The organism is Ferrimonas marina (assembly GCF_900129905.1).
Lineage (GTDB): Bacteria > Pseudomonadota > Gammaproteobacteria > Enterobacterales > Shewanellaceae > Ferrimonas > Ferrimonas marina.
Map to the genome: position 1 here is coordinate 275,381 of NZ_FQXG01000005.1, position 15,678 is coordinate 291,058.

15 protein-coding genes are annotated in these 15,678 nt (G+C 62.4%); 1 reads left to right on the forward strand and 14 read right to left on the reverse strand.

What is annotated here, in order from left to right; translation table 11 throughout:
- Positions 1-39: 39 nt before the first annotated feature.
- The 14 genes from rlmB to BUC04_RS13655 all read right to left on the reverse strand — a co-directional run bounded on the left by rlmB (position 40) and on the right by BUC04_RS13655 (position 15,235).
- Positions 40-777, reverse strand: a complete 738-nt coding sequence (gene rlmB, locus BUC04_RS13590; protein WP_067663925.1) for a 23S rRNA (guanosine(2251)-2'-O)-methyltransferase RlmB — start codon at positions 775-777, stop codon at positions 40-42.
- The gene (gene rnr / locus BUC04_RS13595; RefSeq protein ID WP_067663922.1) at positions 778-3,165 is read right to left on the reverse strand and encodes a ribonuclease R; all 2,388 of its coding nucleotides are present in this window, start codon (positions 3,163-3,165) and stop codon (positions 778-780) included.
- Between the two features lie 57 nt (positions 3,166-3,222).
- Positions 3,223-3,840 carry a tetratricopeptide repeat protein gene (locus BUC04_RS13600; protein ID WP_067663919.1) on the reverse strand — a complete coding sequence of 206 codons (618 nt, stop codon included), beginning with the start codon at positions 3,838-3,840 and terminating at the stop codon, positions 3,223-3,225.
- An 84-nt stretch (positions 3,841-3,924) separates the two neighbouring features.
- Entirely contained in the window at positions 3,925-5,220 is a 1,296-nt protein-coding gene (locus tag BUC04_RS13605; protein ID WP_067663916.1) for an adenylosuccinate synthase, read from the reverse strand.
- A gap of 63 nt (positions 5,221-5,283) precedes the next feature.
- Positions 5,284-5,460, reverse strand: coding sequence for a DUF2065 domain-containing protein (locus BUC04_RS13610; RefSeq protein WP_373277981.1), 177 nt, complete (start codon positions 5,458-5,460; stop codon positions 5,284-5,286).
- A 67-nt stretch (positions 5,461-5,527) separates the two neighbouring features.
- Positions 5,528-6,403 carry a protease modulator HflC gene (hflC, locus tag BUC04_RS13615; RefSeq protein WP_067663910.1) on the reverse strand — a complete coding sequence of 292 codons (876 nt, stop codon included), beginning with the start codon at positions 6,401-6,403 and terminating at the stop codon, positions 5,528-5,530.
- Between the two features lie 3 nt (positions 6,404-6,406).
- A complete protein-coding gene (gene hflK / locus BUC04_RS13620) occupies positions 6,407-7,528 on the reverse strand; it encodes an FtsH protease activity modulator HflK (protein WP_067663907.1) in 1,122 nt (373 codons plus the stop codon).
- Positions 7,529-7,591: 63 nt separating this feature from the next.
- The gene (hflX, locus tag BUC04_RS13625) at positions 7,592-8,878 is read right to left on the reverse strand and encodes a ribosome rescue GTPase HflX (protein WP_067663904.1); all 1,287 of its coding nucleotides are present in this window, start codon (positions 8,876-8,878) and stop codon (positions 7,592-7,594) included.
- Positions 8,879-8,901: 23 nt separating this feature from the next.
- Entirely contained in the window at positions 8,902-9,186 is a 285-nt protein-coding gene (hfq, locus tag BUC04_RS13630; protein ID WP_067663901.1) for an RNA chaperone Hfq, read from the reverse strand.
- A gap of 93 nt (positions 9,187-9,279) precedes the next feature.
- Positions 9,280-10,206 carry a tRNA (adenosine(37)-N6)-dimethylallyltransferase MiaA gene (gene miaA / locus BUC04_RS13635; protein ID WP_067663900.1) on the reverse strand — a complete coding sequence of 309 codons (927 nt, stop codon included), beginning with the start codon at positions 10,204-10,206 and terminating at the stop codon, positions 9,280-9,282.
- Positions 10,199-11,971, reverse strand: coding sequence for a DNA mismatch repair endonuclease MutL (mutL, locus tag BUC04_RS13640; protein WP_067663895.1), 1,773 nt, complete (start codon positions 11,969-11,971; stop codon positions 10,199-10,201). The genes miaA and mutL overlap by 8 nt, the downstream gene beginning before the upstream one ends.
- Positions 11,972-11,979: 8 nt before the next feature.
- A complete protein-coding gene (locus BUC04_RS13645; RefSeq protein ID WP_234977412.1) occupies positions 11,980-13,281 on the reverse strand; it encodes an N-acetylmuramoyl-L-alanine amidase in 1,302 nt (433 codons plus the stop codon).
- Entirely contained in the window at positions 13,281-13,748 is a 468-nt protein-coding gene (gene tsaE / locus BUC04_RS13650) for a tRNA (adenosine(37)-N6)-threonylcarbamoyltransferase complex ATPase subunit type 1 TsaE (protein ID WP_067663889.1), read from the reverse strand. The genes BUC04_RS13645 and tsaE overlap by 1 nt, the downstream gene beginning before the upstream one ends.
- Positions 13,745-15,235, reverse strand: a complete 1,491-nt coding sequence (locus BUC04_RS13655) for a bifunctional ADP-dependent NAD(P)H-hydrate dehydratase/NAD(P)H-hydrate epimerase (protein WP_073325929.1) — start codon at positions 15,233-15,235, stop codon at positions 13,745-13,747. Before BUC04_RS13655 ends, tsaE begins: the two co-directional genes overlap by 4 nt.
- 102 nt (positions 15,236-15,337) lie before the next feature.
- On the opposite strand from BUC04_RS13655, the gene BUC04_RS23970 reads away from it, so the two are divergent.
- Positions 15,338-15,505: a hypothetical protein gene (locus tag BUC04_RS23970; RefSeq protein WP_156480037.1), complete on the forward strand. Its 168-nt coding sequence runs from the start codon at positions 15,338-15,340 to the stop codon at positions 15,503-15,505.
- Positions 15,506-15,678 lie beyond the last annotated feature (173 nt).

Below are 15,678 nucleotides of genomic sequence, written 5' to 3' on the forward strand. Positions count from 1 at the left end.
CCGAAGGTCGGGGGCTTTTCTGATCCGGTTGCGGGCCGATTAGCCCTGGCGTTGACGTACCGCCTCGAACAGACAGATCCCGGTAGCGACTGAGACGTTCAGGCTGCTCACCGCCCCCGCCATGGGGATGGAGATCAGCTCGTCACACACCTCACGGGTCAAACGACGCAGGCCTTTGCCCTCGGCGCCCATGGCGATGGCCAGCGGGCCGCTGAGCTTGCTCTGATACAGGTCGTGGGTGGCCTCTCCGGCGGCACCGACGATCCAGACGTTGCGCTCCTGCAGATGACGCAGGGTGCGAGCCAGGTTGGTGACCTGGAACAGCGGAATGCTCTCTGCTGCCCCCACCGCCACCTTGCGTACGATGCCACCCAGACCGGCTGAGCGGTCCTTGGGCACGATCACGCCGTGCACCCCGGCGGCATCGGCACTGCGCAGACAAGCCCCCAGGTTGTGGGGATCGGTCACGCCATCCAGCACCAGCAGGAAGGGGGTCTCAACCTCGTCCAGCAACGCATCCAGCTCATGCTCGCCCTTGATAGGCTCCGCCACACAGCGAGCAACCACCCCCTGGTGTTGGCCGGAGGCGGCCTTGTCGTCCAGCACCTTACGGGCTGCGATCTGGGCCTTAACCCCAAACTGGGCAGCCAGATCGGCGATCTGCTGCAGTCGCTCGTCTTCACGGCCCTTCATCAGCCAGAGCTCTTTGACCCGCTCCGGCGCCTTGTTCAGCAGGGCCTCCACGGCGTGGAGGCCAAACACCATCTCGTGCTTCATCTACTTCTTGTTCCGCTTCTTGGGCCGCTTATCCGCTGCGCGCTTGTCGCCACCGCGGTCCGACTTGCCACGGCCTTTGCCGCGCTTGCTGGACTTGTCCGCCTTGTCATCCGCCTGGGCCTTGCCGCCCTTGCTCGGCTTCTTGCCGGACTTTTTCGCGGACTTCTTGGCCGGCTTCTTACCCTTGCCCGCCGGGGCATCGGCATCCACCAGACCCAGATCGATCTGACGCTCATCCAGCTTCACTGCCAATACCTTCACCGAGACGGGATCGCCCAGGCGGTAGCGGCGGCCACTGGCCTCGCCCACCAGGGAGGCGCGCACCGGATCGAAGTGGTAGTAGTCGTTGGCCAGCGAGGAGATGTGCACCAGGCCATCGATGTGCAGATCCTTGAGCCGCACGAACAGGCCAAAGCTGGTAACACCGCTGATCACCGCCTCAAACTCGTCGCCCACGTGGTCCAGCATGAACTCACACTTGAGCCAGTCAGACACGTCACGGGTGGCGTCATCGGCACGGCGCTCGGTCAGCGAGCAGTGCTCGCCCAGCTCCGCCAGTGGCGCTTCGTCGTAGCCGAAGCCACCGTCTGCCTGCAGCTTCTGCAGCGGCAGCTCGGGGCTCTCCTGCTTGGCCAGCAGGTAGCGGATCACCCGGTGCAGCACCAGGTCCGGGTAGCGACGGATCGGCGAGGTAAAGTGCGCGTAGTGCTCCAATGCCAGGCCAAAGTGGCCGAGGTTGTCGGCGCTGTAGACCGCCTGCTTCATCGAGCGCAGCACCATGGTCTGGATCAACTCGGCGTCGGGGCGATCGCGGCTGTCTTCCAGCAGCTTGGCCACGTCCTGTGGGGTCGGCTCCAGGCCGCCACCCAGGGCCAGGCCCTGCTGGCCGAGGAAGTCACGCAGGGTGGTGAGCTTCTGTTCGCTGGGGCCTTCGTGCACCCGGTAGAGCACCTCACCCTTGTGCTTCTTAACGAAGCGACCGGCGGCCACGTTGGCCAGGATCATGCACTCTTCGATCATCTTATGGGCCACGTTACGGGTACGCGGCACGATGCGCTCAATGCGGCGCTGGTCGTTGAAGATGAACTGGGTCTCTTCGGTATCCAGCACCAGGGCACCGCGCTTCTCCCGGGCCGCATCCAGGGTCTGGTACAGACGGTGCAGCTGCTCGAGATCCGGCAACACCTGGGCGTACTCGGCGCGCAGGGCCTCGTCGCCATCCAGCATCGCCGCCACCTTGGTGTAGGTCAGGCGAGCGTGGGAGTGCATCACCGCCGGGTAGAACTGGAAGCCCGACAGGTTGCCGGCGGCGGAGACGGTCATCTCACACACCATGCAGAGGCGGTCTACCTTGGGGTTCAGCGAGCAGAGGCCGTTGGAGAGCTTCTCCGGCAGCATCGGGATCACCTGGGCCGGGAAGTAGACCGAGTTGCCGCGAGCGCGGGCCTCACGGTCCAGCTCACTGCCGGGGCGCACGTAGTGACTGACGTCGGCGATGGCGACGTAGAGGCGCCAGCCACCGCTCTTCTTACGCTGGGCGTAGACCGCGTCATCAAAGTCACGGGCATCTTCACCGTCGATGGTGACCAGCGGCAGATCGCGCAGGTCGCGGCGGCCTACCTTGTCCTGCTCCAGCACCTCATCGGCGATGGCGGCGGTTTCCGCCAACAGGGCGTCGTTGAACACGTGGGGCAGATCGTGGCTGCGCAGGGCAATCTCGATCTCCATCCCCGGTGCCATCTCGTGGCCCAGCACCTCGGTGATGCGGCCAATGGCGTGGGTATTGCGCGCCGGGCGCTTAACCAGATCCACCACAACCACCTGACCGGCACGGGCGCCGCTGCGTCCGTCTTCCGGTACCAGGATGTCCTGGGACAGGCGGGAATCGTCCGGCACCACGTAGCCGATGCCGTCTTCATTGAAGTAGCGACCGACCACGGACTCGGAACGGCCCTCGACCAAGCGGACGATGCGACCCTCTTTGCGGCCACGGCGATCGGCACCGGCCACCTGGGCCAGCACCCGGTCACCGTGCAGCACGGAATACATGCTGCGCTCGGACAGGTAGAGATCGTCGCTGCCATCGTCGGGACGGAAGAAGCCGAAGCCATCGCGGTGACCGATCACGGTCCCGGTCAGCAGGTCCATCCGCTCTGGCAGGCCATAGCGGCCCTTGCGGGTGTACACCACCTGGCCATCGCGCTCCATCGCACGCAGTCGGCGGCTCAGCGCAATGTATTGGTCGCCCTCGAGATCGAACTCGGCCGCCAGCTCTTCGCGAGCCACCGGTGCGGTCTGGGAGCGCATGTAATCCAGTAGAAATTCACGACTGGGGATCGGGTTGGCGTACTTTTCCGCCTCCCGTTGAAAATGGGGGTCTTGACTCATTGGTCTACCAAAGGAATGGAAATCGCTGGAAGTATAACGGAAATAGGGCTTAACGCCCTAACGGCCCAAGGCCGTGCGGCGGGTGTGCTCCCGCACGCTCGGTGGCAGTCGCTGCGCCAACTGGTCTTTGTACTCCTGGGCCTGCTGACGTTGCTCGGCGCGATCGTACACGGTTTCATGCAGCCACAGGTACACCTGGGGGTAGTCGCGGGGACTGCCTTTGCCCTGGGCGTAGTGGGCCGCCAGGCTCAGCAGGGCACGCTCGTGCCCCAGTGAAGCCGCCTGGTACAGCAGGCGCAAGCCGTGCGGTTCGTCCACCACCACGAAGCGCCCTTCGATGTGGTAACGACCCAGCTGCTCCAGTGCATCGGGCAGGCCCTGGCGGGCCGACTGGTAAAGAAAGTCGAATCCCAGGTCGACGTCACGCTCGACGCAAACGCCGTACAAAAGCATATCAGCCCACAACATCTGGTAGGCCGGTACCTTCAGTACCTTGGCACGCGCCTCGATGTCCTCCACCAATTGACAGTCATCCCGGCGCACTTGCGCCAGGTGGCTGTTGCTGCGCAGCATGGTCAGCAACTGATCCTGGGTGTACAGCTCCACCGCTTCCAACGGTTCGGCGGCCTGTAACGGCAGGCACCACAGCAATAGGGGAAGGAGTATTCGTTTCATAACCGGGGTATCGGCGGGCTTTGCCCATTCTTTACTCAAAAAAAGCGGGGCCATTCGGCCCCGCTCTGGATCTCTGCCCTGCCCTTAGGCGAAGGGGTGGCGCAGGATCATGGTCTCAACACGGTCCGGACCGGTAGAGATAATGTCCACCGGCACCTCGAGCAGTTCCTCGATGCGAGCGATGTAGTCCAGCGCCGCCTGGGGCAGCTTGTCGTGCTCGGTGACACCAAAGGTGGTGTCGTCCCAGCCCGGCATGGACTCGTAGATCGGGGTGGCGGCTTCGTAGCCTTCGGCGTCCATCGGCGGAACGTCCAGCACGCTGCCGTCCGGCATCTGGTAGCCAGTACAGATCTTCAGCTCTTTCAGGCCATCCAGCACGTCCAGCTTGGTCAGACAGAAGCCGGTGATGCCGTTGATCTGAACCGCGCGACGCATGGCAACGGCGTCAAACCAGCCGGTGCGACGCTTACGACCGGTGGTGGCACCGAACTCGTGGCCCTTCACACCCAGGTGCTGGCCAACATCGCAGTCCAGCTCAGTGGGGAACGGACCGCCGCCAACACGGGTGGTGTAGGCCTTAACGATGCCCAGTACGTAATCGATGTGGCTCGGACCAAAACCGGAACCGGTGGAGACGCCGCCGGCAGTGGTGTTGGAGGAGGTCACGAACGGGTAGGTACCGTGGTCGATGTCCAGCAGGGTGCCCTGGGCGCCTTCGAACATGATGGGTTTGCCGGCCTTGCGGGCCTTGTCCAGCATGTCGGTGACGTCGACGATCATCGGACGCAGCATCTCAGCCAGCTCCAGGGACTCGGACAGCACAGTGTCGTAGTCCACGGCGTCGGCCTTGAAGTACTCGGTCAGCATGAAGTTGTGGTACGCCAGGACGTCCTTCAGCTTGGTGGCGAAGCGCTCAGCGTCCATCAGGTCACCGACGCGCAGGCCACGACGGGCCACCTTGTCTTCGTAGGCCGGACCGATACCGCGACCGGTGGTGCCAATGGCGTCGTTGCCGCGAGCACGCTCACGGGCCTGGTCTACCGCTACGTGGAACGGCAGGATCAGCGGACAGGCTTCGGAGATCTTCAGGCGCTCTTCCACCGGTACGCCACGCTCTTTCAGCATGGTCAGCTCTTTTTTCAGAGCTTCCGGCGACAGAACCACGCCGTTACCAATGAAACAGGTAACGTTGTCGCGCAAGATGCCTGACGGAATGAGGTGGAGAACGGTTTTCTCGCCATTGATCACGAGGGTGTGACCGGCGTTGTGGCCGCCTTGGTAGCGCACCACGTAATGGGCCTGATCGGTGAGAAGGTCGACAACCTTGCCTTTACCTTCGTCACCCCACTGGGTGCCCAGAACAACTACATTTTTACCCATGTTTCGATCGCAGTTTGTGGTTAAAGCGGGATTTTAGCAGATCCCAATTGGTCAAAACACCGGCTAAGTAGAAAAAATGTAGAACAATACCAATCCTGCGGTCACCATGGCCCCGCCAAAGCGGCGCAGCACCGGGGTTTCCAACTGGAACAATTCGGTCAGCATTTTTTTCCACTGGCGGGGAAACAGCAGCGGCCCCAATCCTTCGATCACCAGCACACCGGCGATCACCAGCATCATTGTGGTCATTCTATCCTCACAAAAAGAAAGGCCCGGCGATAAGCCGGGCCTTAGATTCATGCCAGCCTTACGGCTGCTTGCTCTTCATAAACTGGAAGAACTCGGAGTCCGGCGACAGTACCAGCACGTCCTCACGGCTCTGGAACGAGGTACGGTAGGCGTCCAGGCTGCGCAGCAGGCTGTAAAAGTCCGGGTTCTGACCATAAGCCTCGGCGTAGATACGCGCGGCATTACCGTCACCCTCACCACGGATGGTACGGGACTCACGCTCCGCTTCTGCCACGATCACGGTGGCGTTGGCATCGGCACCAGCGCGGATCACCTCGGCTCTCTCCTGACCTTCAGAGCGGTGGGCGCGGGCTACCGCCTCACGCTGAGCACGCATCCGGTCGTAGATGAACTCACTCACCTCACGGGGCAGGTTGATCTGCTTCACCCGCACGTCCACTACCTCAACACCCAGTTCACGGGCATCGGTACGGGTGGCACGCAGGGCCTCCTTCTGCAGCTCATCACGGCTACCGGAGACGATCTCGCGGATGGTGCGGCTACCGAATTCGCTACGCAGGCCGTTATTGATCTTGGACTGCAGCAGGGATTCCGCCATCAGCTGGTTGCCCTGGGTGGCCAGGTAGAACTGTCCGAAGTCGACGATGCGCCACTTCACGAAGCTGTCCACCATCAAGTCCTTCTGCTCGGAGGTCACAAAGCGATCCGCCGGCGCGTCCAGAGTCAGGATCCGGGCGTTCAGGGTGAACACCTGGTCGAAGATCGGCATCTTGAAGTTGAGGCCCGGTTCGTAGACCCGGTTCTCACCCTCGGCGTCCTTCTGGATCACACCGAAGCGCTTAACGATGGCACGCTCGCCTTCTTGCACCACGAAGATGGAGGAGAAGCCCACCAGCAGAAGCAAGACCAGAATAATCAGGTTTCTTGGGTTCATGACTTAGTTTCTCCCCTGACGAACGGAGCTGCGGCCAGTGCTGTTGTCACTGGAGGTAGTACGGGCGCCGGAGCTGCTGGTGCTGGTCTGGCGGTTGGCCGGGGCCTGTTCCACCATCGGCGCACTGCCGCCACCCTGGATGATCTTATCCAGCGGCAGGTAGAACATGGAACCACCGTCTTTATTGTCCACCATCACCTTGGAGGTGTTGGAGAATACCTGCTCCATGGTCTCCAGGTAGAGACGCTCACGGGTCACCTCAGGGGCGGCCTCGTACTGCGGCAGCAGTTGGGTAAAGCGGGCGACCTCACCCTCGGCTTCCAAAACGACACGCTCACGGTAGGCGTTGGCTTCGCGCAGCATACGCTCGGCGCGACCACGGGCCTGCGGCTCAACCTGACGGCTGTACGCGGTGGCTTCCTGGACGAAACGCTCTTCATCTTCCTGTGCGGCGATGGCGTCATCGAACGCGGGCTTCACCTCTTCCGGCGGACGGGCTTCTTTAAAGGCCACGTCAACCACGCGAAGACCCATGTCGTAGGGCTCAATGATCCCTTCCAGCTCTTCCCAGGTGTCGCGACGTACCTTGTCACGGCCCACGGTCAGGATGTTGTCCATGGTGGTGTGGCCGATCACGTAACGCAGCGCACTGTCCAGCGCTTCGCTCAGGGACTGATCCGGGTTGGTCACTCTGAACAGGTACTTGTGCGGATCCTCGATGCGGTACTGCACCTCCATCTGCACGGTCACCACGTTCTCATCCTGGGTCAGCATCAGGCCAGAGGCGTTGAGGCGGTTAACCCGCTGGATGTTGACCGGGTAGACCTCATCGATGAAGGTGGGCTTCCACTTCAGGCCGGGGCCGACGATTTCGTGGAACTCTCCGAAACGCAGCACCACGCCACGCTCGGCTTCCTCAATCTTGTACAGGCCGGACAGGCCCCAGACGATGATGGCGCCGATCAGCACCAGCAACACGCCCATTTTGTTGAAGTTGCCGCCCCCACCGCCAAAGCGGGAGGAGAACTTGCGAAACACTTCGTCCAGATCAGGCGGCCCCTGATCCTTACCGCCCCGGTTACCCCAGGGGTCTTTGCCTTGATTACCAGGCTCGTTCCAGGCCATTAATACAGCTCCATAGGTGTAGGATCGCTAGATTGTTGTAACTCTAGCTAATTTATCAGCCAATTACTCGCGGATAAAGTCAGCGAGCTGGCCGTCAGAGGCTTTCAGCAGGCGCTGCCAGTCCCGTTCAGGCAACCGCAAGGTGACCAGGGTCTGGCCCTGTTCATCGTAGTCGGTGGCCATCACGGCGTTGAGTTCGTGCAGTCGGGACAGCCAGCGACCGGCCACTGGCGGCAGTGCCAGCCTCAGATCCAGCATGGCGTCGCCGAGGCGCTCGGTCAGGGCGGCGAACAGCAGATCCATGCCTTGATCCGCCTGGGCGCTAACCCAAACCCGGACCGGGTTGCCCTCTTCGTCCCGGTCGATGCGCGGGCCTGCCTCCTCCAACGCATCTATCTTGTTATACACCAGCAAGGTGGGGATCTGATCAGCCTCGATCTCTTCGAGTACCGATTGCACCGATTCGATATTTTCCGCCGCCCGTTCGTCGGCGCAGTCCACCACGTGCAGCAGCAGGTCCGCTTCGCGGGTTTCGGTCAGGGTGCCCTTAAAGGCCGCTACCAGGTCATGGGGCAGGTGACGAATAAAGCCCACGGTGTCCGCCAGGATGGCCGGCCCCACCTCGGACAGCTCGATGCGCCGCAAGGTCGGGTCCAGGGTGGCGAACAGCTGGTCCGCGGCGTACACCCCGGAGTCGGTGATCCGATTGAACAGGGTCGACTTGCCGGCGTTGGTGTAGCCCACCAGCGACAGGGTCGGCACTTCGCGACGCTGACGGGCCCGACGGCCCTGCTCGCGCTGCTTGGCGACCTTGTCCAGGCGCTTAAGGATGGTCTTGATCCGCTCCCGCAGCAGTCGACGGTCGGTCTCCAGCTGGGTTTCACCGGGGCCACGCAGGCCGATACCGCCTTTTTGCCGCTCCAGGTGGGTCCAGCCCCGGATCAGCCGGGTGGACAGGTAGCGCAGTTGGGCCAACTCCACCTGTAGCTTGCCCTCGTGGGTACGAGCGCGCTGGGCGAAGATATCGAGGATGAGGCCGGTACGGTCGAGCACGCGGCATTGGCACAGCTGCTCGAGGTTACGTTCCTGGGCGGGACTGAGGGCGTGGTTGAAGATCACTACGTCGGCCTGCTCAGCTTGCACGCTGGCGGCTATCTCTTCCGCCTTGCCGGCGCCACAGTAGTATTTGGGATGGGGGTGGGAGCGACGTCCGGTTACGACGCCGCAAGACTGAACGCCAGAGGAGCTGACAAGTAGTTTCAGCTCCTCCAGGTCTTCCCGTTCACCCTCTTGTGAGAAATCGATGTGAACGAGGATCGCGCGTTCGCCTGCTTCATACCGCTCAAACAAGCAGACAGACTCCTAATTGACGATCAGGTGTTGTTGTCACCGTGATCCTGATTGCTGTAGTTACCCTGGCCACCTTGCTGGCCCTGTTGGCTGTGGCCCATGTTGAAGGGGCGGCCCGGAACTACCGTGGAGATGGCGTGCTTGTACACCATCTGGCTTACCGTGTTTTTCAGCAAAATCACGAACTGGTCAAATGATTCAATCTGGCCTTGAAGTTTGATGCCATTCACCAGGTAAATGGAAACCGGAACGCGCTCACGGCGCAGTGCGTTCAAAAACGGGTCTTGGAGAGATTGCCCCTTAGCCATTCTGAATTCCTTATAAAATTGTTTTTAGCTTTCAATAAAGTATGAGTGGCGTTTTGAAAACGCAGGCGCAAGTTACTTATAGCCCAGACTGAATTACAAGGCTAATTTTCTCAACACTTTATCTACATTAACATTATCCTGAGACTCCAGCCACTCAACGCCCTCCCAGCCTCGCAGCCAGGTCAATTGACGTTTCGCTAATTGACGGGTGGCGGCCACACCTTGGGCCACCATCTCATCATGTGAAATCTCGTTATCCAAGTACGACCACATCTGGCGGTACCCCACGCAACGAATGGAGGGGAGCCCCGGATGCAGATCGTCCCTGGCGTGCAGCGCTCGCACTTCCTGTTCGAACCCGTGCTCGAGCATCGCCATAAAGCGTTGCTCGATGCGTTGATGCAAGGTTTCGCGCTTTTCAGGGGAGATGGCGAACTGAACGGCTCGATACGGCAGCGGGGGACGCTTTTGCCGTGTCAGGGTGGTCAGTGTCTGTCCAGATATTTTATAGACTTCCAAAGCACGGGACAATCGCTGCGGGTCGTTAGGATGGATGCGCTCGGCGGACACCGGGTCAATCGCCCGAAGTTCGTCGTGCAGCGCCTGCCAGCCCCGCTCGGCAGCATCCTGCTCAATCTCAGCCCGCACCGCGGGATCGGCGCCAGGCAGGGGCGACAACCCCTCCAGCAACGCCTTGAAATAGAGCATGGTGCCGCCCACCAGCAGCGGGATCCGCCCCGCCGCGGTGATCTCGCCCATCTCCCGCAGGGCATCGGCGGCAAAATCGGCTGCCGAATAGCTCTGGGCCGGGTCAAGGATGTCGATCAAGCGATGCGGTGCCGCCGCCAGCTCCTCGGCAGAGGGCTTGGCGGTGCCGATATCCATCCCTTTGTAGATCAACGCAGAGTCCACACTGATCAACTCCACCGGCAGACGTTGACGCAGGGCGATGGCCAGGTCGGTTTTGCCGGAGGCGGTGGGTCCCATCAGGCAGATCGCCAATGGGCGTGGATCACTCATCGTTTTGCTCCAAAAGGTGACGCCAGGGAAGGGCGATGCCCAACTGACTGACCAGGTTATCTTGCTCTTCGCTGGCCAATCCTTGCCATAACGCCTGCCCCGGCAGTTCGGGCTGACTCCAGCCCGACAACCAGTGGGCCAGCGCCGCCGTTTCCGGCTCATCCTGCTCCAGCCACTGCAGCAGTTCACTCACCGCCTTGACCAGATCCGCCTGGCGCAACACCGCCGGTGCAGTGCGCACCACCAGGCGTTTGCCCTGGGGCACCACTTCGATGCCCAGGCGACGCAGAAGTTCCTGACGCTGCTCCAATACCCCCAGCCAGTTGACATCAGCGGGGATGCTGACCGGCAGCAACAGCGGCTGCCCCACCAACCCTTGTGGCAGCCGGGCCAACAGGGCCTGCTTCTGGTGATGCCGGTGCAGTGCCGTCATCGACAGCAGCCGCAGCTCCTGCTGTTGGGCCACCAGTGCGGTGTCCTCATCCAGCTGGGTCATCCAGCGCCAGTCGCTGCCCTGTTGCGCCGCCGGTGCCTCGGTGCGCATCAGCTCACCGTAGACGCTGACCGCATCGGCACTGGGGGCGCTGGGACGCAGCGGCGGAGGGCTATAGTGCCCACCGCCGCCTGAACCGCGGCTGACCCGATCGCCATAGACGGGCGACTCACTGCGAACCTGACCGGGGGCGGTCGGAGCCTCCATCGTGGCCACCGGCTCATAGCGGGTCGGTTCGATGGCCGCCGGTTCGGCCACGACACCACCGGTTGCCTCCAGCCGAGCCACCAGGCCTTGCTGCAGTGCGGTGAGGATAAAGTCGTGAACGTAGCGGGCCTGATGGAAACGCACCTCGTGTTTGGCCGGGTGTACGTTCACATCCACCTCGTGCGGATCCAGGGTCAGGTACAACACATACCCCGCCGCCTGGCTCAGGCCACACTCCTCCAGCGCCTGACGCACCGCGTGGTTGACCAGCTTGTCGCGCACCACCCGGCCATTGACGTAGAAGTACTGCACATCGGAGACCCGGGCACGATCGTCATCCAGCGCCATAAAGCCGGTCAGGGCCAGATCATCGTTGCTGCAGCGCAGGGCAAAGGCCCGCTCGGCAAAGGCGCTGCCACAGATGGAAGCCAGCCGCTGATGCTTCTGCCGCTCGTTGCGGGCAGGCCGATACTGGCGCACCAGCTTGCCGTTGTGGCGCAGGGTAAAGTGCACCTCGTCCTTGGCCAGAGCGATGCGGCGCAGCTGCTCCTCGATGTGGGTAAATTCGGTTTTGTCCGCCCGCAGGAAACGGCGCCGGGCCGGGGTATTGAAGAACAGGTCCACCACCTCCACGGTGGTGCCCACCGGATGCGCCGTGGGCTTGACCTGTACCGCCATCTCCCGCCCTTCGGCGTAGGCCTGCCAGGCCTCGGAGGCGTCCTGGGTGCGTGAGCTCAGGGTCAGGCGGGCCACCGAGCTGATGGAAGCCAATGCCTCACCGCGGAAGCCGAAGCTGAGGATCGATTCCAGATCTTCCAGTGAACTGACCTTGGAGGTGGCATGGCGGGCCAGTGCCAGCTCCAGCTCGGCCTTGGGGATCCCCTTGCCGTTGTCTCTGACAATCAGGGCCTTGCTGCCGCCACGCTCGACGTCGATCTCAATCTTGCTGGCACCGGCATCCAGGCAGTTCTCCACCAGCTCCTTGAGCACGGAGGCGGGGCGTTCCACCACCTCACCGGCGGCAATCTGGTTAGCCAGTTGCGGTGGCAGTATCTGTATGGGCATGGCCCCTCCTACAGCTTGGGGATCACCAGCTCTTGGCCCACCGCCAGGGTGTCGGAGCGCAGCTGGTTGGCGCTTCGCAGGGCGCTGAGGCTGACCTGGTAGCGAGAGGCGATCACCGACAGGGATTCGCCCCGACGGACCTTATGCACCTGGCGCTGGGCCAGCAGCGAATCCCGCGGCGGGTTCTCACTGAAGTGGGCAACGATGGCGGTGGACAGCGCGTTGGCCAGCTTTTGCTGATGACCGCGGGTCCGCAGCTTGGCCTCTTCACTAGGATTGGAGATAAAGCCGGTTTCCACCAGCAGCGAGGGGAAGTCCGGTGACTTCAGCACCGCCAGCGAAGCGGACTGCGGTCGACGCTTGTGCAGGGTGGTCACCCGTCCCAGCTCCCCCAGCATCCGCCCGGCCAGTTGTTGGCTCTCCATCATGGAGTTCTCCCGGGCAAGATCGAGGAAGGTGCGCTGCAGGTGAGGATCATCCTGGCTGGTCTGGGAGATCACCTCACCAATACCACGCAGTTCCGACAGCTTGTCGTCCCGCTCCAGCCAGCGACCCATTTCGGAGTTGGCCCGACGCAGCGACAGTACCCACACCGAGGCCCCTTTAGGCTGGGGCGTGGAGAAGGCATCGGCGTGGATGGAGACCAGCAGATCGGCCTTGCTGGTGCGAGCCTTGGCGCTGCGATCGTCGAGACTGACGAAGTAGTCGCCGCTGCGCACCATCACCGCCTCAAAACCGCTGTGGGCATCCAGGTCACGCTGCAGCTTTTGCGCGATGGGCAGCACCACGTTCTTTTCGTAGACGCCGCTGGGGCCGATGGAGCCAGGATCTTTACCGCCATGGCCTGCATCGATGGCGATCACCACCTTGCGGCCGGGCTGGGCCTTGGCGCCCTGCACCGGGTTGCCGCCGGAGGGGGACAGGTCGACCACCAGGCGATGGGGCGCGCTGCCACTGGGGCCCAGGCGGAACGCCTTGTGCCCAGCGGAAACCGACATATCCAGCACCAGACGCAGATTGCCGGTAGCACTGGGGGAGCTGGCCCGGATCCGTCGCATCATCGGCGACTCCTCACCCAAGCCATCGAGCTTGGTGGCCAGCTTGGTGTTGGTCAGATCGATCACGACCCGATCCGGCCCGGTCAGGCGCGAGATCTTGTAGTCCGGGCTGGACGCCATATCCAGCACCACCCGAGTCTTATCGGCACTATGGTTGATCCGGATGTTGTTAACCTGGTTGGCCCAGGCCGACTGGCAAAGCACCAGCATCAACAACACCACACCAAGCGGTTGCAGCAATCGAGCGAGCATCATCCCTCAGAGGCAAGTTCAGCGAGTATTCGTTCTCCAGCGGGTGACAATGCGGTCAGGGTTGCCTCGCGCCCACGCTCCAGGTACTGCATATGGAGGTGCACATCGGCCTGCGGCAGGATCCCTTCGCCTTTACTCGGCCATTCCACCAACGCCAGGGTATTGTCCGCAAAATAATCACGGATCCCCATAAATTCAAGTTCTTCAGGGTCTGACAAGCGATACAGATCAAAGTGATAGACCTGTATGTCGCCCAGCTCATAGGGCTCTACCAGGGTGTAGGTCGGGCTTTTTACCGCACCGCCATGGCCCAGTGCCTGCACCAGACCGCGGGTGAAGGTGGTCTTGCCAGCCCCCAGGTCTCCCTCCAGGTGAACCACCAGTGGCGGCCGGATCACACCGGCTAACTGCGCGCCAAGCGCCAATGTGGCCGCTTCGTCGGCCAGGTTCACCTGATGTTGGCTCATACGTCCCCTTGATTAACCCTGTTTCGGATGTGTGGCAGCAGATCAGACGGCAGCATGCCTTTGGGCCCCGGCCCCAAGGCATCGTCCGCCGCTTCACCGTGGATCAACACCCCGGCACACGCCGCAGACATGGGCGCCAGCCCTTGCGAAAGTAAGCCGCCGATTATGCCAGATAACAGATCGCCACTGCCACCTGTGGCCAGGCCTGGGTTGCCCACAGGCAGCAGTAGCTGCGGGCCATCGCCGCCGTCGATCAGGGTACCGGGCCCCTTCAGTACCACCACCCCGCCGTAGCGCTGCTGCAACCGGCGAGCGGCGCCGAAGCGGTCGGCTTCGATCTCCGCCACGGAGCAACCCAGCAGTCGAGCCGCCTCGCCAGGATGAGGGGTCAGCACCCAGTTATCCTGGTGGCGAGGGTGCTCGGCAAGCCAGTTCAGGCCATCAGCGTCCAGCAGAACAGGTTGAGACTGCGCCAACACCTGAGGCAGGCACTGGGCTGCTACTGCCCCCTGCCCCAGACCAGGTCCCAGTACGATCGCGTCGGCCCAGGCCAATCGCTGCGCTAGCGCCTCGGACTCCAGCGCCTCAACCATCACCTCCGGATGACGTGCCAACATGGGCGCAACGACACTCTGATGGCCCATGGCCGCGACCAGGCCGGTGCCCACCCGTAGGGCCGCGCCAGCCGCCAACAACAGGGCGCCGCCCATACCGGCCTCGCCGCCCAGCAACAAAACCCGGCCATGCTGCCCCTTGTGGCTGGCCACTGAGCGATCCGGTAGCCAATCCTTCAACTGTCGGGGTGACCCCAGAAGCACATCCGCCGGCCTGGCCGCCAGAGCCTGACCCAGTTGCAGCGGCGCAAAGCTCAACTCCCCCACGTACTCGCGGGCAGCCCCGGTTAGCAGGGCCGGCTTGACCCCAACAAAGGTGATGGTGTGAGTTGCCTTCACTGCCAGCCCAGTGACAGCGCCGGTTTCGCCATTGAGGCCCGAGGGGATATCCAGCGACAGTACCGGTGCATTCAGCCGGTTGAGCTGCTCGACCCATTGCGCCATCTCCTGGCGCAGCGGCCCTCGCAATCCGGTACCGACCAGGGCATCCACATAAAGCGACCCATCGGCCGGGATCTGTTGCAGCGGCAACACCTCGCCGCCCGAGGCCAACCAGGCCTGTTGGGCACGGGCGGCGTCCCCGGTCAGTGCCCGCTCCGGCTGGGCTTGCAGCAACCGAACCTGTCGCCCCTGCGCCTTGGCCAGGCGGGCCAGCACATAGCCGTCACCGGCGTTATTGCCGCCGCCACACAACACCACCAGCGCCTGGCACTGTGGCCAACGCCGCAGCAGCTGCTGCCAGGCCGCCTCGCCAGCCGCTTCCATCACCTGGTACAGCGGGATATTCAACTGCTCGGCCAGCCTTGGCTCTTGCTCGCGAATGGTCGATGCACGGAACAAGGCCCGGGGAAGCTGAACTAGATCGGCTCGCATATCACTGAGTTTCCGGCAGATTCGAAATTCATATCTATACTCAAGTTTGTATAGCTTCAGCGAATGAAGCAACTATGCAGTACAGAGACAGGGAATGGGCTCATGATGCTGTTCACGATGTGCGTACTTTGCCTCACCGCTTTCCTCTCATCCATGCCGATGCAAATGGCTTGGCTGAAGGAAGCAATGGCCATCATCTGCGTGTTGTTGGTGTTCGCCAACCTGCTGTCCGCGCTCAAACCGCCCGCTGAAAGCGAGTTTGACCTCTAGCTGAGGCCGGGCAACAAACCGCACCGCATTTCGCCGCGGTGTGAGGCCCCCTCTCCCTCTGAAACAGCCCCGGTATCAACCCGACTCCAGTTGTCACCTCCCCCACCAAAGGCATCGCCGCAATGCACGATGCCCACTCCCAGAGAGCAAAAAACCACCCTGACGGGTGGTTT

Coding starts and splice junctions, on each gene's coding strand:
- BUC04_RS13605 (WP_067663916.1), bottom strand. CDS start 5,220: ATGGGTAAAAATGTAGTTGTTCTGGGCACCCAGTGGGGTGACGAAGGT.
- rlmB (WP_067663925.1), bottom strand. CDS start 777: ATGAAGCACGAGATGGTGTTTGGCCTCCACGCCGTGGAGGCCCTGCTG.
- hflK (WP_067663907.1), bottom strand. CDS start 7,528: ATGGCCTGGAACGAGCCTGGTAATCAAGGCAAAGACCCCTGGGGTAAC.
- BUC04_RS13655 (WP_073325929.1), bottom strand. CDS start 15,235: ATGCGAGCCGATCTAGTTCAGCTTCCCCGGGCCTTGTTCCGTGCATCG.
- BUC04_RS23970 (WP_156480037.1), top strand. CDS start 15,338: ATGATGCTGTTCACGATGTGCGTACTTTGCCTCACCGCTTTCCTCTCA.
- BUC04_RS13645 (WP_234977412.1), bottom strand. CDS start 13,281: ATGCTCGCTCGATTGCTGCAACCGCTTGGTGTGGTGTTGTTGATGCTG.
- BUC04_RS13600 (WP_067663919.1), bottom strand. CDS start 3,840: ATGAAACGAATACTCCTTCCCCTATTGCTGTGGTGCCTGCCGTTACAG.
- hfq (WP_067663901.1), bottom strand. CDS start 9,186: ATGGCTAAGGGGCAATCTCTCCAAGACCCGTTTTTGAACGCACTGCGC.
- hflC (WP_067663910.1), bottom strand. CDS start 6,403: ATGAACCCAAGAAACCTGATTATTCTGGTCTTGCTTCTGCTGGTGGGC.
- mutL (WP_067663895.1), bottom strand. CDS start 11,971: ATGCCCATACAGATACTGCCACCGCAACTGGCTAACCAGATTGCCGCC.
- rnr (WP_067663922.1), bottom strand. CDS start 3,165: ATGAGTCAAGACCCCCATTTTCAACGGGAGGCGGAAAAGTACGCCAAC.
- tsaE (WP_067663889.1), bottom strand. CDS start 13,748: ATGAGCCAACATCAGGTGAACCTGGCCGACGAAGCGGCCACATTGGCG.
- BUC04_RS13610 (WP_373277981.1), bottom strand. CDS start 5,460: ATGATGCTGGTGATCGCCGGTGTGCTGGTGATCGAAGGATTGGGGCCG.
- miaA (WP_067663900.1), bottom strand. CDS start 10,206: ATGAGTGATCCACGCCCATTGGCGATCTGCCTGATGGGACCCACCGCC.